We start from the raw sequence: 21,126 nt of genomic DNA, 5'->3' as shown, positions 1-21,126 counted from the left end.
TTCGGCCCACCTGACGTCAGCAACACATGACGTTGTCGTCTAAGCCAAACGAGAACGCCCCGGCCGTGATCGGCTCAGGGCGTTTGAACTGATCGCCGTAGCGCCGCTGTGGACCGCGGGCCTCCGGGCCGGTCGGCGGCGCTAACGGCTGGTGCAGATGCCGTTCTCCCAGGCCCAGGCGGCGATCTCGACGCGATTGCGGGCGGCGAGTTTGCGCTGCACGTTGGCGAGGTGAGTCTTCACGGTGGACAGCGTGACGTGCAACTCCGTGGCGAGCTCCTCGTTGGTGCGTCCGCGGGCGGCGAGGCGGACGACGTCGAGCTCCCGCTCGGTCAGCGGTTCGATCAACCCGCCCTGGCCGGCGCCCGCGGATGCCGCCGGTGTGTGCCCGGCCCTGCCGGTCGTGACGCGTGCGGGCGGGTTCATGTGCTGCAGGAGGCGGACCGTGATCGACGGAGAGATCAGGGAGTTTCCCGCCGCCGCGCGAACGGCCTCGGCGAGCAGGACCGGAGAGCGGTCCTTGAGGAGGAAGCCGCAGTGCGCACCCGCCTACCGGCTCATCCTGCCCTGGGGTCAGATCGCGCTCGTCCTCGCCCTGGCCACGGTCATCGGCGTCCGCGCCGTGCTCGCGGGCCTTTGTGGCAGGCGACGTGCACCCGGGCCTTCGCGGCCCGGCACGTCACGTGGATTGGTCAGATGGCAGGACCACAGCGACAGGCAGCCGCATCCGATGCACCGAGTGAGGTCGTCGCGGAGTGCCTGCAGGTGCGCGATACGTGCGTCGAGCTCGGTTCGCCAGCTCGCGGACAGGCGAGCCCAGTCATCCGGGGTCGGGGTGCGCTCATTCGGTAGTTGATCCAAGGCCTCCCGGATCGCCGCGAGCGAGATGCCGACGTGTTGGGATGCCCGGATGAAGACGACCCGGCGCAGTGTGTCGCGGCTATATCGCCGCTGGTTGCTGGACGTCCGGGTACTGCGGATGAGGCCCTGGCGTTCGTAGAAGTGCAGCGCGGAGATCGCGACGCCGCTGCGGTGGGCGACCTACCGGAGATCCAGCGTTAGAGGTGGTTTTCGGGCAGCTTGGGAGCCCCTTTACACTCCTGTGATCCCGCCCGCTGGCCGACTGAGCGCTTCGAGTTGCTGCGGGTCCTTGACGCTACTCACAAGAAGGGACTGACATGATCGATTTGCGCAGCGATACCGTTACTCGTCCGAGTCCGGCGATGCTGGAGTCGATGGCGTCGGTCGAAGTAGGTGACGACGTCTGGGGCGACGACCCCACCGTCCTGCGCCTCCAAGCGACCGTCGCCGAGCGCGCCGGCAAGGAAGCGGGTCTGTTCTTTCCGAGCGGCACACAGAGCAACCTCGCCGCGTTGATGGCGCATTGCGGCCGCGGCGACGAATACATCGTCGGCCAACTGGCGCACACGTACAGGAACGAAGGCGGCGGCGCGGCTGTGCTCGGCAGCATTCAGCCGCAGCCGATCGAAAACGCCGCGGACGGTTCCCTTCCGATCGGCAAGATCGCCGCCGCGATCAAGCCCATCGACGATCACTTCGCACGCACGCGCTTGCTCGCACTCGAAAATACGATCGGCGGAAAGGTACTGCCAGCCGGGTATGTTGCCGAAGCGATCACGCTGGCGAGGAGCCGCGGTCTCGCGACACACCTCGATGGCGCGCGCGTATGCAATGCCGCCGTCGCTACGGGGCAATCGATCGCCGCGCTTTGCGCACCGTTCGATTCGGTTTCGATCTGCTTCTCGAAGGGTTTGGGGGCGCCTGTCGGTTCAGTGCTGGTCGGCAGCACCGACTTGGTCGAGCGCGCGCGCCGCTGGCGCAAGATGCTGGGCGGCGGTATGCGGCAGTCTGGGCTGCTTGCGGCGGCATGCTTGTACGCCCTCGAACACAACGTCGATCGCCTCGCGGAAGACCACGAGAACGCCGATCATCTCGCGCGTAGGCTCGCGGGAATCGATGAGGTCCACGTGCAATCACAAGCGACCAACATGGTGTTCGCGCAGTTTCCGCAAGAGCATTGCGCACCGCTTGAAGCATCACTCAAAGAGCGGGGCATTCTCACACAGATGCTGTACGCATCACGCTTCGTCACGCACATGGACGTCAAGCGCGCGGACATCGATATGTTCGTGTCAGCGGTGAAGGAGTATTTCGCCGAATAGGCGCCGCGGCGGATGTCGCGGTGCGAGGCCGGGCCTTCCGTACCTCGCTGGCCGCCCTATTCGTCGCGATCTCACGCGTAGTTACGCGCAGGACTTCTGGACAGGCGCTTAGCCCGTCGTTGCGAAGCCGTACAGCAGGGACCGGACGACCTCGTCGGGGTCGGGGAAGTCGAGGCTGAGCAGGCCGCGGTAGGTCACGAGTCCGGTGAATAGGTCGGTCAATAGCCACAGGTCGCTGTCCGGGCGGAGTTCGCCGCGTTCGATCGCCCGGTCGTAGACCGCCCAGGCCCGTGTCATCCGGTTGCGTACGCGGCGGCGGCGACAACGCCTCACCCCGGCAGCTGGCCGGGACCGCGGTCCCCTTGTGACGGGACCGGAGGACCGGCGATGATTCGGGCATGGTCGGTCTCGACGTGGCCCGGCAGGCGGAGGGCTCGCCGCGACGAGTGGCCGCGGTGTGGGTCGCCGGGGGTTCGTGGGTCGGCAGCCTTGTCGCCGTCACTGTCGGCCTAGTCCTTGGCGGCGGCAATCCGTCGCCCTACCTGCTGGTCGATTCGATTCAGGGGCTCATTTATCCGGCTATCGGAGGACTGGTGGCGTCCCGCAGGCCCCGGAACCCCGTCGGGTGGCTGCTGGTTGGCGTCGGCGCGGCCCACGGTCTGGACGTCCTCGCGGGTGCGCTCCTGCTCCGCGGTGTCCCCTTGGCCGCCTGGGCGGAGAGCTGGCTGTGGTTCCCAGGGCTCGGCACGCTGACGGCGGTGCTGCCCCTCGTCGTTCCGGATGGCCGCCCCCCCGGCCCGCGGTGGCGCCCGGTCCTGCTCCTGTCGGTGGGCGCGGTCGGCCTGGCGACGCTGATAGCGATGGCGCAGCCGACCGTGCAGGGCCGGCCCGGAGAGGTGCTGACCAACCCGGTGGGCGTCCCAGGCGCCGACGCGGCCGTGGGACCGGCGTTCCTGCTCTACCTCGCCTGCTCCGTGGTCGCCGTTGCCTCGTTCGTCCGGCGCTGGATGACCGCCGACCGGGACGGGCGCCGGGCCCTGCTGCCCATCCTCGTCGCGATGGTCGTGGTCGTCCTCGCACTCGTGGCGGTGAAGGTGGTGCAGGCGCTCGGCGGCGCATCGGCAGCCGGACCGCTGGTGCAGGCGGTGGTGCTGCCGCTGATACCGGCATCCGTGGCGGTCTCGGTGCTCCGGTACCGGCTGTTCGACATCGAGTTGGTGCTGCGCCGCTCGGTGGTGTACCTGGTACTCGCCATGCTGCTCGGCGCTGTGTACGCGGCGCTGATCTTCGCCACTACGGGCTTGCTGCGCAATAGGTTTCCCTCGGTGCCGGTGACGGTCGCCACCGTCGGAGTGGCGCTGGCATTCGCCCCGCTGCGTACCGTCGTCCAACGTGCTGTCTCGCGCGTGCTGTTCGGCGACCGGGATGATCCGTACGCGGTCCTCTCGGGCCTCGGACGTCGACTGGCCGCGGCCCGGCGCCCGGGTGGCGCGCTCGACGGCGTGACCGAGCTCGTCTGCGAGACGATGCGGGTTCCGGCCGCGAGCCTCATCAGCAGGAACGGCACGGTGGTCTCGGCCACCGGCACCCTGCCGCCGGCCACGCTGCGACTGCCCGTCGTCATCGACGGCGAAGAGGAGGGTGCGCTCCTCGTGGCTCCGCGTGCACCCAGGGAGACCTTCGGCCGCCGGGACCGCGAGCTGCTCGAGGACCTGGCGCGGTCGGCCGGCCCGGCGCTGCGCTCGGATCGGCTCGCCGACGAACTCCGTCGGTCCAGGGAGCGGCTGGTGGCCGCCCGTGAGGAGGAGCGTCGCCGGCTGCGCAGGGACCTGCACGACGGGCTCGGACCGGCCCTCGCCGCCATCACCCTGCAACTCGACGTCGCGGCGGCGCAGCTGGCGCGCGATGTCTGTGCGGCCGGCGAGCTGCTCGCAGACGTGCGCCGCAGCGCGGCGGATGTGGTCGCGGATATGCGGCGCGTGGTGAGCGACCTGCGGCCGGCCGAGCTGGACGATCTCGGCCTGCCGGCGGCGGTCGAGCGCGTGGCCGAGCGGATCTCGCCCGGCAGTCCGGCGGTGTCCGTCCGCTGCGCCCCTCTGCCCGCGCTGTCGGCGGCCGTGGAGGTGGCCGCCTACCGCATCGTGCAGGAGGCGGTGACCAACGCCGTCAGGCATTCCGGCGCGCAGCGGGTGACTGTGGATATCGCGGCCCGAGGCGGCGATCTCGCTGTCTGCGTGGAGGACGATGGGAACGGTCTCCGGCCGGACGCTGTGCCTGGTGTGGGCACCGAGAGCATGCGGGAGCGCGCCACCGAACTGGGCGGCACCCTGGACAGGTACGCGCGTGCCGCCGGCGGCACGCGGGTGACAGCACGGCTTCCGTTGGAGCCGCGATGACCGATGCTGAGCCCGGCCCGTCGCTGCGCGTCGTCTTGGCCGACGACCATCCGCTGTTCCGGCACGGGCTCCGGCAACTGCTCGAGCAGGTTGGGGGGCACCGCGTCGTGGCGGAGGCCGGCGACGGCCAAGCGGCGCTCGCGGCAGTGGGCGAGCATGGTCCCGATGTGGTGGTGATGGACCTGACCATGCCCGTGCTTTCCGGTCTGGAGGCCACCCGGCGGGTAGTGCGCGACCATCCCCGCACCGCCGTACTCGTGCTCACGATGAACGAAGACGACAACTTCGTCTTCGCCGCACTGCGTGCCGGCGCGCGCGGCTACGTCCTGAAGGGGTGCGAGGGTGCCGAGTTCCTACGGGCGGTGAGCGCCGTCGCCGCCGGGGAGGCGTTGTTCGGACCTGCCGTTGCCGCGCGGATCTCATCTTTCCTCAGCGGTGGGCCTCCGAGTGCCCAAGGGGCCTTCCCAGAACTGAGCGATCGCGAGCGCGAGGTCCTCGACGCGCTCGCCGCCGGGAGGAGCAACGCGGAAATCGCACGGCGGCTGTGCCTCAGCCCCAAGACGGTGAAGAACTACATCACCTCCATCTTCGACAAGCTGCAGGTGGCCGGTCGCGCGGAGGCGATCGTGCGCGCGCGGGAAGCGGGGCTGGGCCGAGAGGGACCGTGACGGGACCGCGCGCACTGCCGGGCGGGACCGGAGGACCACGACGGTAGCTCTGTCGGTGCCGGTTGGCGGCGCCCAGGAACTCGGAGGTTCCATGTCCCGCGTGACCAGGCTGGCCGCAGTGCTCTTCGCGCTCGGCTTCGCGACCTTGCAGCCCTACTTCGGTCAGCAGGCCGGGACGGTGCCGGCGGGCACCGGCTACGACACCGCCAACCGCTGCTACGCGGTGGTTCTCGGAGTCCTGGTATGGCTGTGCGTGCTGCTGCGTCGTTATGTAAGCGGGGCCGCAGCGACGCTCAGCGTGGGCGCTGCAGCCACGGCCACCGCGGGGGTGGCGCTGGAGTTCTGGATCGGTCCGCTGCAGGACCGGCCGCTGTCGGCCGACGCCCAGCGAGCCGGCCTGCCGAACAGCGCCATCTGGTGGGGGAGCAACGCCGGGTTCTGGACGTTCGCCGCCGCAGCGATCGTGCTGGCCGTCACCACGATCGTCTGGGGCGCACAAGTCGGCCGACGCGGGACGCTTCCGCGATCGATCGCGCTCGCACTCGGGCTCACCGGCCCGCTCGTTGTCGTGAACTTCGGGTTGACCAACTTCGGCCCGGTGGTCGCCGGTGCCGGTGGCGTGTTGCTGGCCGGTTCGTGGCTGTTCGCGGCGCTGCGCGTCGGCGAGCGGCGGGGAGCCGCCCAGGACGAGCAGCTAACCCAGCACCTCTGAAGCAGGACGGTCAGCTCGCAGTGTGCCCGGCGACGCCATCGCCGGGCACCGTCCGTGATCTCGACGGAGAAGCTCCTGCGGCATAAAACCAAATCAGGCCCATATATCAGCCCTTCAGCGCGGACCTAAGTCCCGCCGTAGCCATCTCTGGCAGCCCGATCAGCGCGGCGTGGCCCTTCACGCAGTAGCGCAATGCCGTCGATGACATCGCCGACAACGAGATCCGCGCAGTTCTCGTGTTCCGACGATGTGTCCTGGTGGATCCACACGGTTCGTAGGCCGGCTGCTCGTCCTCCGGCGATGTCCTTGACGAGGTGATCGCCCACCATCCATCCGCCTTCAGCAAGGATGTCCCGCGGTCACAGCGACTCCAGATCAACAGAGATGTTGTCGTCAGGGTTGTCGTCAACGCTCAGCAAGAACGCCCCGGCCGTGATCGGCTCGGGGCGTTTGGGCTGTTCAAAGAGGGTGGTCAGGGGCAGGGTCGAACTGCCGACCTTCCGCTTTTCAGGCGGACGCTCGTACCAACTGAGCTACCTGACCTCGGCGGCTGCCGCCGTACGCGGTCCTGACGGGACTTGAACCCGCGACCTCCACCTTGACAGGGTGGCGAGCACTCCAAACTGCTCTACAGGACCTTTATGTCCGAAGGTTTCCCTCCGTGTTGTTCGGCTCGCCTAGCCTACCAGTTCCCGGAAGGTCTTCGACCTTCCGATTCCCGGCGCGCCTGGCGCTCCGTGTGCCCCCAACGGGATTCGAACCCGTGCCGCCGCCTTGAAAGGGCGGTGTCCTAGGCCGCTAGACGATGGGGGCTCAGGGCCTGCGCCCTGTTCCGTGACGTCTTCCGTCGGAGACCTCTGAAGCATAGGGGACGTTTGGCCCCGATGCCAAAGCGATTGGCGACGGAGAGCCGCTGATCGTTCCCGTTGGCGGCGGGACGCCTGGTGACTCCGGAGAAATTGTACGACCCGGGCTCTGCTCGACATGACGCTCGGCCTGGATCCACTGCTCGCCGAGCCCGCCGACGGTGATGTCGTCCCAGGCCTGCAGCCTGCGCGTCGTCTTGCTGAAGTACAGCACCGACGCCATCATCGGGGTGGGCTGGTCGTGTTCGAGGCCGCGCAGGCCGGCGGCCCCGGTGGAGCCCTGGATCATCAGGCGGGTGCCTGTGGGCATCAGCTCGGTCGACCGGGCGTGAACGTGACCGGCCAGCACGAGCGGGACGTACCCCGACAGCGCCCGCCCCACGGTCGGGTCGTGGACGGCCGCGATGTCCGCCTCGACCCTGTCGGGAGCCGAGGTGGAGGGGGCGCGCGGCCAATCCGGGGGCGCGAGCCGCCCCGCCTGGGCGCGGCCGAGGTTCACCAGTGCCTGGGACGAGTCTCCGCTCACCTCGACGGACTTGTCCGGAGTGAAGCGCGGATCGCCGATGCCGTAGATGTGCAGGCCCTTGACGGTGGCCGCCGTGCCGTCCAGCACGATTGCGTTCTTCTGCCTGGCCACGGCCCGCTGCGTCGTCATGGAGTCGTGGTTGCCGCGGACGAACACGTACGGCACGCCGAGGCGGCCGATCTCCTTGACGAACTCGTTCTCCGCACTCGTGCCGTGGTCGCTGATGTCACCCGTGTCGATGATCATGTCGACCTTGAACTGGTCCTTCAGCGACCTGATGACGTTCCAGGCGAGCGGGTTGATGTGCAGGTCGGAGACGTGGAGCACACGGATCGTTTCCGGGTCGGGATCGTAGATCGGCAGCGTCGACCCCGCCTCGTAGAGCTGCGACACGTTGGTGACCAGCTTGGCGAGCTGCCCGCGGTACTCGGAGAACCGGGTGACGATCGACTGGGCGCTGCCGACCAGCGAGGGGACGCCGGTCAGCAGCCCGGTGTAGCGAGGCTCGGAGATCGACCGGGGGTTGAAGGTCAGCGCCGCGACCCCGCCCACCACGACGACCATGAGCAGCGATCCCGCCGCCGTCCACGCGGCCCTGGTCAGCCGCCGGAAAACTATCAGCCCGGTGAGGAAGCCCGCGGCGACCGCGAAGATCAGCGCGCGGATGACGAGGCCGCGAAGGCCCTCGATCACATCCTTCTCGATCGTCACCGGGAGACGGTCGGCCCAGCGGGGATTCTTGAGTATCTCCTCGGCCGCCTCGGGATGGACGGCCTCGATGGTCAGGCTCAGCCGTATCGGGCCGTCGTGGCTGTTGAAGCTCAGCGTGCCGAGCGGGCGTACGTCGACGACCGTCTCACCGCTCCAGGACGGTGCCAGCGACATGCCGATGTCGGCGGGCCCGACCGCCGTCTGCACCGAGGCGCCCACCGCCATGCCGAGCCAGCAGCCGAACACGGCGGCCAGGACGACCGCGAGGACCCGCGCCGTCCGGCCGCTAACCACCCTCCGGGCGAACGCCCTCCATCGCGAGATCTCCATCTCCTCCCTGACTACCCGACTTTTCCGCCAGACGCGCCCGCATGCCCGCGATGATCAGCGACAAACCGTGCTCGAACGAGGCGTCGCTCTGAGGACCGCCCATCTCCGTGAGGACGGCACGCAGCCTCGGGTAGGGGGTGAGCTCCTCGAACGCCTGGTCCAGCTGCGACTGATCATTCATCTGCCGTTCCCTGTCCGCCTGCTCCTCAAGCACGAATCCACCCGTGAAGCTCGCCAGCGCCCCCACGCCCCCCATGGCCTCCATGGGGGTGAACCCGGCGCGCTGCAGCGACTCCAGGATGAGCTCGACGGTGGCCAGCGTGCCCTGCCCGGGGTGGGTGCCGGCGGCGAGCCGCGCCGTGTCACGGTGGGCGTTGAAGACCCGCCGCTGGTCCCGGAACCAACCGGCCAGCCACTCCTCCCACGACTCCCCCACGGCCAGCGGCCGCAGGGCCTGGCCCTCCCGCACGGTGAGGACCTCGGCCATCTCGTCCAGCAGCTCCTGCTTGTTGCGGAAATGCCAGTAGAGGGCGGGGGCCTGGACGCCCAGCTCGGCCGCCAGCCGCCGCAAGGTCAGCTTGTCCAGCCCCACCTCGTCGAGCAGACGTACGGCCGTCCTGACGATGGTGTCGCGCTCAAGTCCCACAGTTGACAGCTTAACCACGTTCAATGCATGCTTAACAACGTTAAATTTAACTGCGTTAAGGAGGCGTACGTGATCTACGCGGAAGGGCTTCGCAAGCGGTACGGCCCCACGGAGGCGCTCCGGGGCGTCGACCTCGACGTACCCGAGGGGTCGGTCTGCGGGCTGCTCGGCCCCAACGGGGCCGGCAAGACGACAGTGGTGCGAATCCTCACGACGCTGCTGCGCCCGGACGGCGGCACGGCCCGCGTGGCGGGCTGCGACGTGGTCAGGGACGCCGCACGCCTGCGCTACCGCATCGGCCTGGCCGGGCAGCACGCGGCGCTGGACGAGCTGCTCACCGGTTGGCGCAACCTCGAGATGTTCGGCCGGCTCTACCACCTGCCGCGCCGCACGGCCCGGCGGCGGGCGGACGAGCTGCTCGAACGCTTCGGCCTGGCCGACGCCGGGGATCGCCCGGTCAGGGGCTATTCGGGAGGCATGCGGCGCAGGCTCGACCTCGCGGCAAGCCTGATCATCGCGCCGGCCGTGCTGTTCCTCGACGAGCCGACCACCGGGCTCGACCCGAGGAGCCGCCTCGCCCTGTGGGACGAGCTGCGCGAGCTGGTCGCCGAGGGGACCACGCTGCTGCTGACCACGCAGTACCTCGACGAGGCCGACCACCTGGCCGACCAGGTCGTGGTGGTCGACGAGGGCCGGGTGGCCGCGTCCGGGTCGCCGTCCCAGCTCAAGGCGAAGGTGGGCGGTGACCGGGTGACCGTGGCGTTCCGCGACGCCGAGGGTCTCGACGAGGGCGTCGGCGTCATCCGCGGGACGCTCCCTGGCGAGCCCGAGATCGATCTGGGTGAGCGGCGTCTCGTCGTGCCGGTCGAGGACGGAGCCACGTCCTTGATCAAGGTGGCGGCGGCCCTGGACGCCGCCGGGATCGGCGTCGACGACCTCGGGCTGCGCCGCCCGACCCTCGACGAGGCGTTCCTCCGGCTGACGGGGGCGAACGCGGCATGACCGTCACACAACCGCTTTCTACGCCGGGGGAAGGGCTCCGCATGACCGTCATGGAGCCGCCGTCGACGCCCGCCGCCCGGCTCCGCTGGGCGCTCACCGACACCTGGACGATCGCGGGGCGCAGCTACTCCCGCCTGCGGGCGCAGCCGGGAGAGATCGTCGGCACACTGGTGTTCCCCGTCATCATGACCGTCCTGTTCGGATACGTGTTCGGCAGCGCGATCAAGCTGCCCGGCGGCGCCGACTACCGCAACTACCTCATGCCCGGCATCTTCACGCAGGTGATGGCGCTGGCCGCGGTCGCGTCGGCCACCGCGGTCGCGGAGGACATGGCGCTCGGCCTCATCGACCGCTTCCGCGCCCAGCCCATCGCACGCAGCGCCGTGCTCGCCGGCCGCAGCCTGGCGGACCTGTCGCGGCACCTGCTCTCACTGCTCATGATGGCGCTGTGCGGCGTGCTGATCGCCGGATGGCGCACCCACGGCGACGTGCCGCGGACGCTCGCCGGCTTCGCGCTGCTCGCCCTCTTCGGGTACGCGATGATCTGGGTGGGCACCTACATCGGGCTGTTCGTGAAGAACGGGGCCCAGGCCGACGCGGCGACATTCGGGTGGCTGTTCCCCCTGACGTTCCTCGCCAACACGTTCGTGCCGCTGGAAGGGCTGCCTTCCTGGCTGCGGGCGATCGCGGACTGGAACCCCATCAGCGCGGTGGTCGCGGCCGTACGGGAGCTGTTCGGCAATCCCGGTTCGGCCGCCGCCTCCTGGCCGCTGCGGCATCCGGTGACGGCCACGCTGGGCTGGTCGCTGCTGATCCTGGTCGTGTTCATCCCGCTGGCCGTACGGCGCTACCGTACGGCGACCTCGCGGTGACACCATGAGCGGTGACACCATGAGGGGATGATCGACGTCCCGCTGAAGAGGTTCGAGGAGCTCGTGGCCGAGGCGCTGGACACGATCCCGCCCGAGCTGGCGAAAGTCATGGACAACGTGGTGGTCGTCGTGGTGGACGACCCGCCCGAGCCCGGGCTCCTCGGCCTCTACACCGGCATCCCGCTGACCGAGCGCGGCGACTGGTATTCAGGGGTCCTCCCGGACCGCATCGAGATCTACCGCAACACCACGCTGGAGATCTGCGACACCGAGGAGGACGTGGTCGGGGAGGTGCAGACCACCGTCGTCCATGAGATCGCCCACCATTTCGGCATCGACGACGAGCGCCTCCACCAACTTGGCTGGTGAGCCCGGTTGCAAACGGAGCCCCGACCCGGCACTGTAAGTAACATGTCGACCACGGCGTGTCAGGCCGGAGTGACCGCGGCATGCCCGTGCGACCCCAGTCAGCGGAGCAAGCTCACCGGAGTGAAATGGCGGCCACCAAGCCCGGCAGGCTATCGGGAAGGCACCGCCGTCCCCACGAGACACGAGCGACCTATCGCGAGGTGGTGGGGATCCCGGAGTTCCGGGCGCTCTGGCTCGGCCAGGGGATGTCGCTCCTCGGCGACCAGCTCGCCCAGGTGGCGCTCGCCGTCCTCGTCTACGCCCGTACCGAGTCCGCGCTGGCGACCGCCGCCGTCTACGCGCTGACCTATCTGCCGCCCATCATCGGGGGGCCGCTGCTGGCCGGGCTCGCCGACCACTACTCCCGCAGGCGGGTGATGCTGTGCTGCGACCTGCTTCGAGCCGTTCTGCTCGCCGCGATGGCCGTGCCCGGCATGCCGTTCGCCGCCCTGTGCGGGCTGGTGTTCTGCGTCGTGCTGCTCGGCGCGCCGTTCTCCGCGGCCCGCGCCGCCCTGCTGCCCGAGGTGCTGGAGGGCGACCGGTACGTCGTGGGGTCGGCGCTCCAGAACGTCACCAACCAGGCGGTCCAGATGCTCGGGTTCGCGGCGGGCGGAGCCGCCATCGCCGCGCTCGGGCCGTACCGCGCGCTGGCGCTGGACTGCGCGACGTTCCTCGGCTCGGCGCTGGTGATCGTCGCGGGGGTGCGGCGGCGGCCACCGCCGTACCGGGGGGATCAGAGCCGGCCGTCCATGTGGACGACGACCAGGGCGGGCGCCCGCCTCGTCTTCGGCGAGCGGCGGCTGCGCACGCTGGTGCTGTTCGCCTGGCTGTGCGGGTTCTACGTGCTGCCCGAGGGGATCGCGGTGCCGTACGCCGCGAAGCTCTACGACGGGACGCTGTCGGTGCCGGTGATCACGGGGCTGCTCATGGCGGCGATGCCCTTGGGGACCGTCGTGGGGGCCTTCGCGTTCGGCCGCTTCGTCACGCCGTCCGGGCGGCTGCGGGGAATGGGGTGGCTGGCCATGCTGACCTGCGCCCCCCTCGTGGTGTGCGCCGTACGGCCCCCGCTTGAGGGTGTCCTGGCGCTGTGGGTGCTCTCCGGCGTCGGCGGCGCCTACCAGCTCGCCGCGAACGCCGCCTTCGTCCAGTGCGTCCCGGCCGCCGGCCGGGCGCAGGCGTTCGGGCTCGTGCAGTCGGGCCTGCTGGCCGCCCAGGGCGTCGGCATCCTCATCGGAGGCGCCGCCGCCCAGCAACTCGGTCCTGAGCCGGTGGTCGCGCTGGCCGGTGCGGCCGGGCTGTCGGCCGCGGCCGTGCTCGCCATGCTCTGGACCGAGTCGCGTACGGAGATCATCGCCAGCGTGCGGGCCTCTGCCACGTGACTCAGGCCTGCGGGCGGTCCTGCTGACCTTCCTGGGGCCCGGCCGCCGGGGCCTGGCCGTACGGGTGCTGCTCGTAGCCGGGAGCGGGGCGGGGAGCCTGGGTCGAGCCGGTGTTCCAGCCGCTCTGGGCGGTGTCCCACTTGGACTTGACGTCCTGCCAGACGTGGCCGTCCTTGTTCTTGTTGATCAGATCCTGGGCGATGGAGGTGTGCCTGCCCTCCTCGGGGAGGAGGAGCCAGGCCACGGCGTACACGCCGATGCCGAGGCCGCCGAAGAAGCTGGCGACGCCGAGCGCGAGGCGCAGGATGTTCGCGTCGACGCCGATGTACTCGCCGACGCCGGAGCACACACCGGCGATGATCCTGCCGTTCCTGGTGCGCTGGAGCTGCTTGACGGGCCCGTTGCTGTTCATCTCGTTCATGACTTCAGACTGCCCTTCCGGCCGCCTTCCGCACATCGGGATTCCCCCTGGCCGGACCCCGAGCAGGCCCCTATAGCCTGACCTTCATGGAAGACCTCCTCGCCCTCGACGACCAGCTCGACAGTGAGCATCGCATGGTCAGGGACGCCGCCAGGGGCTTCGTCTCCGACCAGGTCCTTCCCCATGTCGGCGACTGGTTCGAGCGGGGCGTCTTCCCCGCCCGGGAGATCGCCCCCGAGCTCGGCTCCCTAGGGGTTCTCGGCATGCACCTGGAGGGCTACGGGTGCGCCGGGCTCGACGCCGTCTCGTACGGCGTGGCCTGCCGCGAGCTGGAGGCCGGCGACTCGGGGCTGCGGTCGTTCGTGTCCGTCCAGGGGTCGCTGGCGATGTTCCCCATCTGGAAGTACGGCTCGGAGGAGCAGAAGCAGGAATGGCTGCCGAAGCTGGCGTCCGGCGAGGCCATCGGCTGCTTCGGCCTGACCGAGCCCGACCACGGCTCCGACCCGGCGGGCATGCGGACCACCGCCAAGCAGGACCCGTCGGGAGACTGGGTGCTGAACGGCTCCAAGATGTGGATCACCAACGGTTCGGTCGCGGACGTCGCCGTGGTGTGGGCGCAGACCGACGGCGGCGTACGCGGCTTCGTCGTGCCCACCACGACCCCCGGCTTCTCCGCCCCTGAGATCCACCGGAAGATGTCCCTGCGCGCGTCGGTGACCTCCTCGCTGTACTTCGACGACGTACGGCTGCCGGCGTCCGCCGTGCTGCCCGGGGTGACGGGCCTCAAGGGGCCGCTGTCCTGTCTGACGGAGGCGCGGTTCGGGATCGTGTGGGGCGTGGTCGGGGCGGGCCGTGCCTGCCTGGAGGCGGCCGTCGAGTACGCCACCACGCGGGTCCAGTTCGGCAGGCCGATCGGGGGGTTCCAGCTCACGCAGGAGAAGCTGGCCTGGATGGCCGTGTCGCTCGGTCAGGCGGGGTTGACCGCCCTCCACCTCGGACGGCTCAAGGACGCCGGGGTTTTGAAGCCGCGGCAGGTGAGCTTTGGGAAGCTGGCCAACGTGCGGGCGGCCCTGGACATCGCCCGCCAGGCCCGGTCGATCCTCGGGGCCAACGGGATCACTTTGGAGTATCCGGTCATCCGGCACATGAACAACCTGGAGTCCGTCCTGACGTACGAGGGGACGCAGGAGATCCACACGCTCGTGCTGGGCGAGGCGCTCACCGGCCTGCCTGCCTACCGGTGACGGGCAATGCCGTCGCCCGGAGGGCGGTAATCTCTGTACCCTGCAACTAGGGACTGTTCCGCAGATCTTGTCATGGTTGACGGGACACGTCCTCGCAAGGGGTGCTAGCTCAATGGCAGAGCTGCGGACTTTTAATCCGTCGGTTCAGGGTTCGAGTCCCTGGCGCCCCACCCCTAATGAACTGGGCAGACTCCCGAATGAAGATCCTTCGGAAGCCTGCCCGGTTGCATTTGTGGTTGCAGTTGGTTGCTAGTCCCACAGCACACGGCCCATCCGCGCCATGGCGTCGCCGGCCAGGTTCTCCGTGACGTGGGTGTAGCGCTTCGTCGTGGTGAGCTGGGAGTGCCCGAGGATCACCTGAACCACCCGCATGTCTATGAACTGCGCCGGGATTGATGGAGGCTCTGATGTTCACCGGCTTTCGTGGAGTTGCTTTGGTTGACTGCGGCTCCTACGCGACGGTCGCTTCTACCCGACCGACGATCCTTGGGCAGGTCAGGGTTCCCGGCGGCCGATTTGCCGGATCGGCCGTCGGGAATGGTGGCGAAGGCTGCGCTCAGGGCTGTGGGTCCGTGGTCGCTTGGTCGAGGTGCCCGTGCGCGTCGATCGAGAGGTCCTGCCCGTTCGTTGGCTCCGGTAGCCCGCTGCGAGCCGGGGATGTCGGCGACGCGATGTGCCGCACGCTGGCGCCTTGGTCGGCTGCCCAAACTGCGGAAGCACGTCGCAAGCGACTGCGGCCCAGGAGTGCACGCGGCGCATCGCATCCCACGGGGGTGGGCTGACGCCGTGCGCGGATCTGGCACCCCTCTGTGTCAACTGTTGATCTTGAGGAGTCCTTATTGCGGAAGGTGACTGTGCCGAGGTGCGTCACCGGTGTCGTTGGCGCCGGCGTTGCCCGGGCGCAGCTTGGCCATGGCACTGACCGACGTCGCCGACCGCTGCGAGATAACCAGTCCGGATGAAGCTGAACCTTCCGCACCGTCTGCCGACAATTCGTGGACGGCGCCCGTAGGCAGGCCAGGACGGCGAGGACCCGACGGTGCCCGTCGCCTGCATCTAGAAGGAACCGCGGAGCTGGACCGTCGCCTCCCACAGCTGTCGGGCGGTGGCCATGTCGTAGGACGCGGCCGAGGAGGACGTGAGCGTGAATCGGTTGTAGTAGCCGCCCGCGACGACGTCGGCTGCAGTGGCGAGGTGGACGAGCGGCCGTGCGCCTTGGCGCGCGGACAGCAGGAACGCGCTCAGCAGGGCGACCTGCACGCGGGGGAAGCGTCGGCCGAGGTCGGTGCGGACCATACCGGGATGCAGCGCCACCACGATCAGCTCCGGATGGCGACGCTGCAACTCGTACGAGAACAGCAGGTTTGCCAGCTTCGTGCGGCTGTAGGTGAGGAACGGGTCGAAGTCGCGGTCCGCGTTGAGGTCGGCGGGATTCACCTGGATCGGCCCCCTGCCGCGCATGGGTGCGCGGTGACCCTCCGAGTTCACGTTGACCACCCGGCCCACGCCGCGGTGCAGCAGCGGCAGCAACCGGCTTGTCATCGAGTACGGCGCCAAATGGTGAACCGCGAGGTTGAACTCGATGCCTTCGGCAGTGATCTGACGGGTGGGGGTCATCACGCCTGCGTTGTTCACCAGGACGTCCACGTGGTCGACCGCCGACGCCACCTCCTTGGCCACGTGGTCGACGCCCGCCAGGGTCGCCACGTCAGCAGCGATCACGCTGGCGGACGGCAGGGCCGCCGCCAGCCGGCCGGCGCGCCGCTCGTCGCGTCCGATGAGAACCAGCCGGTGACCGGCGGCGGCGAGCTGTGCCGCCGCCTGCCGGCCCAGGCCGGAGGTCGCTCCGACAAGGACGATCGTCTTCATCGCCCGGCCACCGCCCCGCGCAGGCCCAGCGACGACATCACCAGCCGTTCGCGCAGCCCGGTCGGCAGTTTCAGCAGTACGCCGATGGCCCGAGCGCCGCCGACCACGTACCGCCGCTTCGGCGTACGGGCGGTGACGGCGTCGACGATCGCCTCCGCGACCGGCTGCACCGGATCCTGCCGCATCCCCGCCTGCGTCTTGTCGATCCGGGCCAGGTGGTCCGAGTAGAGCCGCACCCGTTGCGGATCGGCGTGCTGCCGTGCGACCTTCGCCGCCGCACCGGCCTTGTCGAAGATGCGGGTCTGCGTACTGCCCGGCTCGATCACCGAAATCGGCACGTTCCAGGCCTCCAGCTCAAGCCGCAGCGCGGTGGTTAGGGCCTCCAGCGCCGCCTTGCTCGCCGAGATCGGCGCGAAAAACGGCATCGGCACCCGGGCCGTCGGGGCGCTGACATTGACGATCCGGCCCTTGCCCGCTCGAATCAGCGGCAGGAAGGCCTGCGTCACGTAGGCCGGGCCGAACGTGTTGACCTCGAACTGGCGGCGCAGCTCCTGCGGCGGGACCAATTCGAGGGGCCCTTGGACAATGACGCCGGCGTTGTTGACCACCGCGTGCAGGGCAGGGGTCTGCTGCCGGACCGTGTCGGCGGCGGCCGCGACGCTGGCCGGGTCGGTCACGTCCATCGTGACCAGCCGGACGTTCTGAATCTCCGCCAGCGCCTGGCTCACCGCGTCGTCGGCGCGCACCGTCGCGTACACCCGGTATCCGCGCTCGGCCAGGGAACGGACCGCGGCGGCGCCGATACCGCCGGCCGCACCGGTCACCAGGACTGCCTTGTTCTCCATCTCGGTTACCTCACACTAACTTGAGGACATGTACCTAAGGACATGTGAACCATCGTGGCATATGTCCCGGGGGACATGTCAAGATAATGTTTCCGCATCTTCGGAGGTACGCGATGTCTCTGCGCCACGGCCTGCTCGGCCTGCTCGCCGAAGGGCCGGCCAGCGGATACGACCTCGCTCGCCGGTTCCAGGAGGTCCTGGGCCAGATCTGGCCCGCGCAGCATCCGAAGATCTACGCCGAACTGGGCCGCCTCGCCGACGAGGGCCTGATCGAGGTGGACAGCGAAGGGCCCCGGCGGCGCAAGGCGTACCGGATCACCGGCGCCGGACTGGCCGAGATCCGCCGCTGGCTCACCGACGAAGACGTCGACCATACGATGCGACTGCAGTCACTGTTGCGCTCGCTGTTCTTCTGGCTCATGGAACCCGACGACCTACGGCGCCATCTCGACGACGAGGCCCGGTTCTTCGCCGAATCCGCAGCGCGCTATCGGGCGTACGCCGAAGCCAAGGACCGCGGCGAGTTTGGCGACAGCCCACAGACCAGGTCGATGCGCATCACGATCGAGGCAGCCGTCCGGATCTACCAGGCCCTCGCAGACTGGGCCGAGTGGGCCAAGACCGTCCCACCCGCCACCGGCAAGTAGCCGTCATTGCGCCAGGTGTGCGAGATACCCGCGGATCAACTCCTTCACCTCGGCCACAACCACCGGCCGCTCGTCGGGTTCGGTCGCCAACACCAGCGGCGTCATGGTCTGAAACCTGGACATAGGCACGCGCCGCGGGTTCCCCGGCCGAGCCCTGCCCAGGCGCGCAAGCGGCAAGTCGGCCGACTCGCGAACGCCTCGCCTGAGCGGATCATCGACCTGCTTCGCCCGCGCTTTCCAACGCGCACAATGCCGCAGATAGCGCTCGCTCGCCATCGATTGCCGTGAGCTCCTAACGTGAGCTTCTGCTGACCTCCGACGGCGCTGGGCGGCGCTCACGGCCCAGCCGGAGCAAGAAGCTTCAGGTCAGGACCGTGGCACAGCGGTTCGTATGCTGTAACCTACGGCCCACCACCTCTAAACTGGGCGTTCTCCTCAACGGGAGATCGTCCGATCACGACCTGGGACACAGATGGGTCACACCTGGGTCATCCATCCGCATCTCCCCCGGCGCACCTTCCGAGCGGTCCCGCGCGCCGCGGAGGGCCGTGGCCTGGTCGAGGTCATCGAGGACGCCGCTCGTCTCGGCGCCCGGCTGATCATCCAGACCGCTGTCGAGGCTGAGGTGGACGCCTTCCTCGGCCGCGCCCGCTACCAGCGTGCCGCTGCCGTCACCAGCGACGATGAGCAGCAGGCCGTGGTGCGGCCCGGCTACCGCAACGGCCACTGCCCGACCACGGTCAAGACCATCTCCGGGCCGGTCACCATCCACAAATGCCGCAACGTGCTGTCCAAGGTCAGCGCCGGCGACCAGGCCGAAGTCAAAGCCGCCTACTGGGACACCTTCACCACCAGCAGCCTGAACGAACAGGTCGAGCCGGGCCAGCCCCTGGTGGAGTGGGTACAGCGGCGCATCGACGTCTTCGCCGACACATGGGGCGCCCGCTACCCCGCCGCGGTCAAGAGCCTGCTGACCGACCGCGCGTCACTGACGACCTACCTGCGCTTCCTGCCCGAGCATCACAAGCGCATCCGCCATTCCAACTTCATCGAGCGCACCTTCGGCGAGACCCGCCGCCGGGTCAAGGTCATCGGCCGCTTCCCCGGCGAGACCTCCTGCGTCTCCCTGCTCTGGGCAGTGCTGGACCGCGCTGCCTGCGGCTGGCGCGGCTTCACCATGACCAGCAAGAGCTTGCGCACCCTGCAAGACCTGCGCCGGGCCCTGCTCTTCCCACCCACCCAGCTCCACCCCACAACCGCCCCAGCAACCGACTCGACCCCAAAACAGCCGCCGCCTAACATCAACCCACGGCACCTACCTCGTTGAGCCTTTTACACCGCTCCGAGGACGCAACCCGAGGTTCGCCGGGTTAGTGGGTCATGGCGGTTGGATGTGAGGTGGACGCCATCCACTGGCGGCCTAAGCCACGACCCATCGAGTGGAGCCGACATGGCAGTCGAGATCGTGTACGAGACCCATTCGCTGACCGAGGACAACGAGAAGGGCATCGCAACCGGCTGGCTGCCGGGCAGGCTCTCTGACCAGGGACGGCGATTCGCAGTCGAGCTCGGCGCCCGTCGTCGGAACACAGACCTGGCCGCTGTCTTCGTCTCCGATCTGCACCGGGCGGTCGAGACCGCGCAGATCGCCTTCGCCGAGACAACGATCCCCATTCGCCAAGACCCGCGACTGCGCGAATGTAACTACGGCGAGCTCAACGGCTGCCCGGTCACCGTACTCGCGGCCCAGCGTGCGCGTCATATCGACGATCCCTTCCCCGGCGGTCAGAGCTACCGCCAGGTCATCCAAGCCACCCGTGACTTCCTTCGCGAACTGGCGGCCGACTGGGACGGCTCGCGCGTTCTGGTAATCGCCCACTCGGCCAACAAATGGGCGCTCGACTGTCTGCTGACGGGAGTCGCGATCGAAGACTTGGTCGACGCCCCCTTCGGGTGGAAAGAGGGGTGGTGCTACACGCTCCCTGCCCACGGGCCCGAGCACGGGTCCAGGCCGCAGAAGACTGAACCCAGCGGACCTTCCCGGCGACAGCACTAGCGAACTCGGCCCAGCAGGACCGAATGCCACCAGAGACGAGCGTCGCCAAACCGCCAGCCGCCCGTGTAGGCGTGCTCGGGTGGTTCCGCCTGCACCACCTTATGAATCTGAAGATGCCGCCGCAGGAGACGAGTTCGTAGAACACGGCTTGGCAGTTGCAGGTGTAGTCCACGACTCGGTATGGCCCGCGAGGTTGAGAGACCCAGAGCACCTTCTCCGGCTCGGGTACAGCGAGGCCGAGGTGTGGCGAGATGCCTGGACAATCTAGGTCATCCAACAGGTCCGCCGGCCCTGGAGGATGCCCCGTAGGTCCGCGTCCATGTGGGGCCGCTCAGTGCGAGGCGTCGCGAGGGACAACGGACTGCGCCTCTCCGTCGGGCAGAGCGCGAGCCAGCGCGGCTTGCCGGCGAAGCTCCTCGGCCAGTTGCCCAACGTCATCGCCGTCGATGGTCTGGCATAGGCCGTGGTTGTAGTCCTCGTTCGTCAGACGACCCATCCGCGTGGCCCACAGACGTCCCGCCGAGCATCGCCAGATGCTCCAGCCGGGAAACACCTCCAGCAAGTCGCTGACGGTCACGACAGGGACACTCGCCGCCTTCTCACCGCTCACTTCGCTCTCCTCCCACAGGCCCGTGAGCTGCATGGTAAGCAAAGAAAGCTATGGCACGCTATAGCGTGCTGTCCATCGCCATGGCGTGCAATGACTTCCTACCGTTGCGTGCGTGGTGGAGTTCAAGGCCAATCAGCCCAGGTGGCGACAGGTGTACGAGATCATCAAGGCTCGTATCGCCTCCGGCGAGTACAAGCCTGGCGAGCGCATCCCATCACTCCTCGCCCTGATCGAAGAGTTCGGCATCGCGAACGCCACCGGCCAGAAGGTCATGCGGGCACTCAGGGCAGACGGCTTGATCCACACCGAGCCCGGCATGGGCAGCTTCGTCACAGCCCCGGAAGAGCGCGACAAGCCCGAATGACCAGGCCCGAAGGCCTGCGAGCTGACGGCAACCGTCGCCAGGCCAGACCCAAGAGATGATCCTTGGAAGGGCAACACCGAACACCTCGCAGGCTCTCTCCCCCACCTGCGACCCCTCTGCGGGCCAAGGACGCTTCAACCCCACCCATTCCGACAAAGTGGGACGGAGCGCGGGGCCCGGCTGTCCGACCTGCGGGCACAGCTCGACGTGGCAAGGGCCGAGGCCGGTCAGCTACGCGAGCGGGCGGTCGCCGCCGAGCTTCGCCTGGCTCCCGATCCCGCTCGGGAGCCTTAGGCGAGAACGCGGCCGTTCGAGTGGGTTCGCCGCCAAGGAGGCCGTCATCAAGCACACACGAGCGAATCGAGCCTGGT

At 68.9% G+C, this 21,126-nt stretch carries 22 protein-coding genes, 4 tRNA genes and 2 pseudogenes; 14 read left to right on the top strand and 14 right to left on the bottom strand.

Features of this window, described 5'->3' with window-relative positions; all coding sequences use genetic code 11:
- Positions 1-141: 141 nt before the first annotated feature.
- Positions 142-546: pseudogene (locus AB0B72_RS08160) on the bottom strand (response regulator transcription factor); the annotation flags it as partial.
- 27 nt (positions 547-573) lie between these two features.
- Positions 574-1,056, bottom strand: a pseudogene (soxR, locus tag AB0B72_RS08155) (redox-sensitive transcriptional activator SoxR).
- A 122-nt stretch (positions 1,057-1,178) separates the two neighbouring features.
- On the opposite strand from soxR, the gene ltaE reads away from it, so the two are divergent.
- Entirely contained in the window at positions 1,179-2,183 is a 1,005-nt protein-coding gene (ltaE, locus tag AB0B72_RS08150) for a low-specificity L-threonine aldolase (protein WP_367737820.1), read from the top strand.
- Positions 2,184-2,291: 108 nt separating this feature from the next.
- Here ltaE and AB0B72_RS08145 read toward each other — a convergent pair whose 3' ends face one another.
- Complete coding sequence (locus AB0B72_RS08145) at positions 2,292-2,516, bottom strand: TetR-like C-terminal domain-containing protein (protein ID WP_367737819.1); 225 nt, start codon at positions 2,514-2,516, stop codon at positions 2,292-2,294.
- A gap of 65 nt (positions 2,517-2,581) precedes the next feature.
- On the opposite strand from AB0B72_RS08145, the gene AB0B72_RS08140 reads away from it, so the two are divergent.
- The 3 genes from AB0B72_RS08140 (at position 2,582) to AB0B72_RS08130 (ending at position 5,959) form a co-directional block, all read left to right on the top strand.
- On the top strand, positions 2,582-4,579 hold the full coding sequence (locus tag AB0B72_RS08140; protein WP_367737817.1) for a sensor histidine kinase: 1,998 nt from the start codon (positions 2,582-2,584) through the stop codon (positions 4,577-4,579).
- Positions 4,576-5,247 (top strand): response regulator, encoded by a 672-nt coding sequence (locus tag AB0B72_RS08135; RefSeq protein WP_367737815.1) that lies wholly within the window; start codon positions 4,576-4,578, stop codon positions 5,245-5,247. Before AB0B72_RS08140 ends, AB0B72_RS08135 begins: the two co-directional genes overlap by 4 nt.
- Positions 5,248-5,338: 91 nt before the next feature.
- Positions 5,339-5,959 (top strand): hypothetical protein, encoded by a 621-nt coding sequence (locus tag AB0B72_RS08130; protein ID WP_367737814.1) that lies wholly within the window; start codon positions 5,339-5,341, stop codon positions 5,957-5,959.
- Between the two features lie 125 nt (positions 5,960-6,084).
- On the opposite strand, the gene AB0B72_RS08125 is transcribed toward AB0B72_RS08130, so the two are convergent.
- The 6 genes from AB0B72_RS08125 to AB0B72_RS08100 form a co-directional block, all read right to left on the bottom strand.
- Entirely contained in the window at positions 6,085-6,288 is a 204-nt protein-coding gene (locus AB0B72_RS08125; protein ID WP_367737813.1) for an HAD hydrolase-like protein, read from the bottom strand.
- Positions 6,289-6,428: 140 nt separating this feature from the next.
- A tRNA-Phe gene (locus AB0B72_RS08120) sits at positions 6,429-6,502 on the bottom strand.
- A gap of 20 nt (positions 6,503-6,522) precedes the next feature.
- Positions 6,523-6,597 (bottom strand) — tRNA-Asp (locus AB0B72_RS08115).
- Positions 6,598-6,699: 102 nt separating this feature from the next.
- Positions 6,700-6,772: transfer RNA gene (locus tag AB0B72_RS08110), tRNA-Glu, on the bottom strand.
- Positions 6,773-8,392, bottom strand: coding sequence for a metallophosphoesterase (locus AB0B72_RS08105; RefSeq protein ID WP_367737812.1), 1,620 nt, complete (start codon positions 8,390-8,392; stop codon positions 6,773-6,775).
- Positions 8,349-9,038 carry a TetR/AcrR family transcriptional regulator C-terminal domain-containing protein gene (locus AB0B72_RS08100; protein ID WP_367737810.1) on the bottom strand — a complete coding sequence of 230 codons (690 nt, stop codon included), beginning with the start codon at positions 9,036-9,038 and terminating at the stop codon, positions 8,349-8,351. The genes AB0B72_RS08105 and AB0B72_RS08100 overlap by 44 nt, the downstream gene beginning before the upstream one ends.
- A 69-nt stretch (positions 9,039-9,107) precedes the next feature.
- Between AB0B72_RS08100 and AB0B72_RS08095 the strand changes: the two genes are divergently transcribed.
- From AB0B72_RS08095 to AB0B72_RS08080, 4 genes are all read left to right on the top strand, one after another.
- Entirely contained in the window at positions 9,108-10,040 is a 933-nt protein-coding gene (locus tag AB0B72_RS08095) for an ATP-binding cassette domain-containing protein (protein ID WP_367737808.1), read from the top strand.
- Positions 10,041-10,081: 41 nt separating this feature from the next.
- Entirely contained in the window at positions 10,082-10,912 is an 831-nt protein-coding gene (locus AB0B72_RS08090) for an ABC transporter permease (protein ID WP_367737807.1), read from the top strand.
- Between the two features lie 27 nt (positions 10,913-10,939).
- Positions 10,940-11,281, top strand: a complete 342-nt coding sequence (locus AB0B72_RS08085) for a metallopeptidase family protein (protein ID WP_367737805.1) — start codon at positions 10,940-10,942, stop codon at positions 11,279-11,281.
- A gap of 203 nt (positions 11,282-11,484) precedes the next feature.
- Entirely contained in the window at positions 11,485-12,699 is a 1,215-nt protein-coding gene (locus tag AB0B72_RS08080; RefSeq protein WP_367737803.1) for an MFS transporter, read from the top strand.
- A 1-nt stretch (position 12,700) separates the two neighbouring features.
- Here AB0B72_RS08080 and AB0B72_RS08075 read toward each other — a convergent pair whose 3' ends face one another.
- Entirely contained in the window at positions 12,701-13,120 is a 420-nt protein-coding gene (locus AB0B72_RS08075) for a PspC domain-containing protein (RefSeq protein WP_367737801.1), read from the bottom strand.
- 86 nt (positions 13,121-13,206) lie between these two features.
- On the opposite strand from AB0B72_RS08075, the gene AB0B72_RS08070 reads away from it, so the two are divergent.
- Both AB0B72_RS08070 and AB0B72_RS08065 read left to right on the top strand, forming a co-directional pair.
- On the top strand, positions 13,207-14,364 hold the full coding sequence (locus AB0B72_RS08070; protein ID WP_367737799.1) for an acyl-CoA dehydrogenase family protein: 1,158 nt from the start codon (positions 13,207-13,209) through the stop codon (positions 14,362-14,364).
- Positions 14,365-14,462: 98 nt separating this feature from the next.
- Positions 14,463-14,534: transfer RNA gene (locus AB0B72_RS08065), tRNA-Lys, on the top strand.
- A gap of 79 nt (positions 14,535-14,613) precedes the next feature.
- Here AB0B72_RS08065 and AB0B72_RS08060 read toward each other — a convergent pair.
- The 3 genes from AB0B72_RS08060 to AB0B72_RS08050 all read right to left on the bottom strand — a co-directional run bounded on the left by AB0B72_RS08060 (position 14,614) and on the right by AB0B72_RS08050 (position 17,057).
- Positions 14,614-14,736 carry a hypothetical protein gene (locus AB0B72_RS08060; protein WP_367737797.1) on the bottom strand — a complete coding sequence of 41 codons (123 nt, stop codon included), beginning with the start codon at positions 14,734-14,736 and terminating at the stop codon, positions 14,614-14,616.
- 684 nt (positions 14,737-15,420) lie between these two features.
- Complete coding sequence (locus AB0B72_RS08055) at positions 15,421-16,233, bottom strand: SDR family NAD(P)-dependent oxidoreductase (RefSeq protein ID WP_367737795.1); 813 nt, start codon at positions 16,231-16,233, stop codon at positions 15,421-15,423.
- The gene (locus tag AB0B72_RS08050; RefSeq protein WP_367737793.1) at positions 16,230-17,057 is read right to left on the bottom strand and encodes an SDR family NAD(P)-dependent oxidoreductase; all 828 of its coding nucleotides are present in this window, start codon (positions 17,055-17,057) and stop codon (positions 16,230-16,232) included. Before AB0B72_RS08050 ends, AB0B72_RS08055 begins: the two co-directional genes overlap by 4 nt.
- Before the next feature lie 134 nt (positions 17,058-17,191).
- On the opposite strand from AB0B72_RS08050, the gene AB0B72_RS08045 reads away from it, so the two are divergent.
- The 3 genes from AB0B72_RS08045 (at position 17,192) to AB0B72_RS08035 (ending at position 19,781) form a co-directional block, all read left to right on the top strand.
- Positions 17,192-17,725, top strand: a complete 534-nt coding sequence (locus AB0B72_RS08045; RefSeq protein WP_367737791.1) for a PadR family transcriptional regulator — start codon at positions 17,192-17,194, stop codon at positions 17,723-17,725.
- Positions 17,726-18,197: 472 nt separating this feature from the next.
- Positions 18,198-19,052 (top strand): transposase, encoded by an 855-nt coding sequence (locus AB0B72_RS08040; protein ID WP_367737790.1) that lies wholly within the window; start codon positions 18,198-18,200, stop codon positions 19,050-19,052.
- Between the two features lie 123 nt (positions 19,053-19,175).
- Complete coding sequence (locus AB0B72_RS08035) at positions 19,176-19,781, top strand: histidine phosphatase family protein (protein WP_367737788.1); 606 nt, start codon at positions 19,176-19,178, stop codon at positions 19,779-19,781.
- 331 nt (positions 19,782-20,112) lie between these two features.
- Here the strand turns inward: AB0B72_RS08035 and AB0B72_RS08030 are convergent, their stop codons facing one another.
- A complete protein-coding gene (locus tag AB0B72_RS08030) occupies positions 20,113-20,424 on the bottom strand; it encodes a hypothetical protein (RefSeq protein ID WP_367737787.1) in 312 nt (103 codons plus the stop codon).
- 79 nt (positions 20,425-20,503) lie between these two features.
- On the opposite strand from AB0B72_RS08030, the gene AB0B72_RS08025 reads away from it, so the two are divergent.
- A complete protein-coding gene (locus AB0B72_RS08025) occupies positions 20,504-20,755 on the top strand; it encodes a GntR family transcriptional regulator (protein WP_367737785.1) in 252 nt (83 codons plus the stop codon).
- The last annotated feature ends 371 nt before the right edge of the window (positions 20,756-21,126 follow it).

Origin of the sequence: Microbispora sp. NPDC049125 (assembly GCF_040802045.1) — a bacterium.
Classification (GTDB): domain Bacteria; phylum Actinomycetota; class Actinomycetes; order Streptosporangiales; family Streptosporangiaceae; genus Microbispora.
This window is presented reverse-complemented; position numbering and strand designations above follow the sequence as displayed.

What these genes read in the sequence shown, in the direction of transcription:
- ltaE (WP_367737820.1), top strand. Translation starts at nt 1,179, where the DNA reads ATGATCGATTTGCGCAGCGATACCGTTACTCGTCCGAGTCCGGCGATG.
- AB0B72_RS08140 (WP_367737817.1), top strand. Translation starts at nt 2,582, where the DNA reads ATGGTCGGTCTCGACGTGGCCCGGCAGGCGGAGGGCTCGCCGCGACGA.
- AB0B72_RS08135 (WP_367737815.1), top strand. Translation starts at nt 4,576, where the DNA reads ATGACCGATGCTGAGCCCGGCCCGTCGCTGCGCGTCGTCTTGGCCGAC.
- AB0B72_RS08130 (WP_367737814.1), top strand. Translation starts at nt 5,339, where the DNA reads ATGTCCCGCGTGACCAGGCTGGCCGCAGTGCTCTTCGCGCTCGGCTTC.
- AB0B72_RS08125 (WP_367737813.1), bottom strand. Translation starts at nt 6,288, where the DNA reads ATGGTGGGCGATCACCTCGTCAAGGACATCGCCGGAGGACGAGCAGCC.
- AB0B72_RS08105 (WP_367737812.1), bottom strand. Translation starts at nt 8,392, where the DNA reads ATGGAGATCTCGCGATGGAGGGCGTTCGCCCGGAGGGTGGTTAGCGGC.
- AB0B72_RS08090 (WP_367737807.1), top strand. Translation starts at nt 10,082, where the DNA reads ATGACCGTCATGGAGCCGCCGTCGACGCCCGCCGCCCGGCTCCGCTGG.
- AB0B72_RS08085 (WP_367737805.1), top strand. Translation starts at nt 10,940, where the DNA reads ATGATCGACGTCCCGCTGAAGAGGTTCGAGGAGCTCGTGGCCGAGGCG.
- AB0B72_RS08075 (WP_367737801.1), bottom strand. Translation starts at nt 13,120, where the DNA reads ATGAACGAGATGAACAGCAACGGGCCCGTCAAGCAGCTCCAGCGCACC.
- AB0B72_RS08070 (WP_367737799.1), top strand. Translation starts at nt 13,207, where the DNA reads ATGGAAGACCTCCTCGCCCTCGACGACCAGCTCGACAGTGAGCATCGC.
- AB0B72_RS08060 (WP_367737797.1), bottom strand. Translation starts at nt 14,736, where the DNA reads ATGCGGGTGGTTCAGGTGATCCTCGGGCACTCCCAGCTCACCACGACG.
- AB0B72_RS08055 (WP_367737795.1), bottom strand. Translation starts at nt 16,233, where the DNA reads ATGAAGACGATCGTCCTTGTCGGAGCGACCTCCGGCCTGGGCCGGCAG.
- AB0B72_RS08045 (WP_367737791.1), top strand. Translation starts at nt 17,192, where the DNA reads ATGTCTCTGCGCCACGGCCTGCTCGGCCTGCTCGCCGAAGGGCCGGCC.
- AB0B72_RS08040 (WP_367737790.1), top strand. Translation starts at nt 18,198, where the DNA reads ATGGGTCACACCTGGGTCATCCATCCGCATCTCCCCCGGCGCACCTTC.
- AB0B72_RS08035 (WP_367737788.1), top strand. Translation starts at nt 19,176, where the DNA reads ATGGCAGTCGAGATCGTGTACGAGACCCATTCGCTGACCGAGGACAAC.
- AB0B72_RS08030 (WP_367737787.1), bottom strand. Translation starts at nt 20,424, where the DNA reads ATGCAGCTCACGGGCCTGTGGGAGGAGAGCGAAGTGAGCGGTGAGAAG.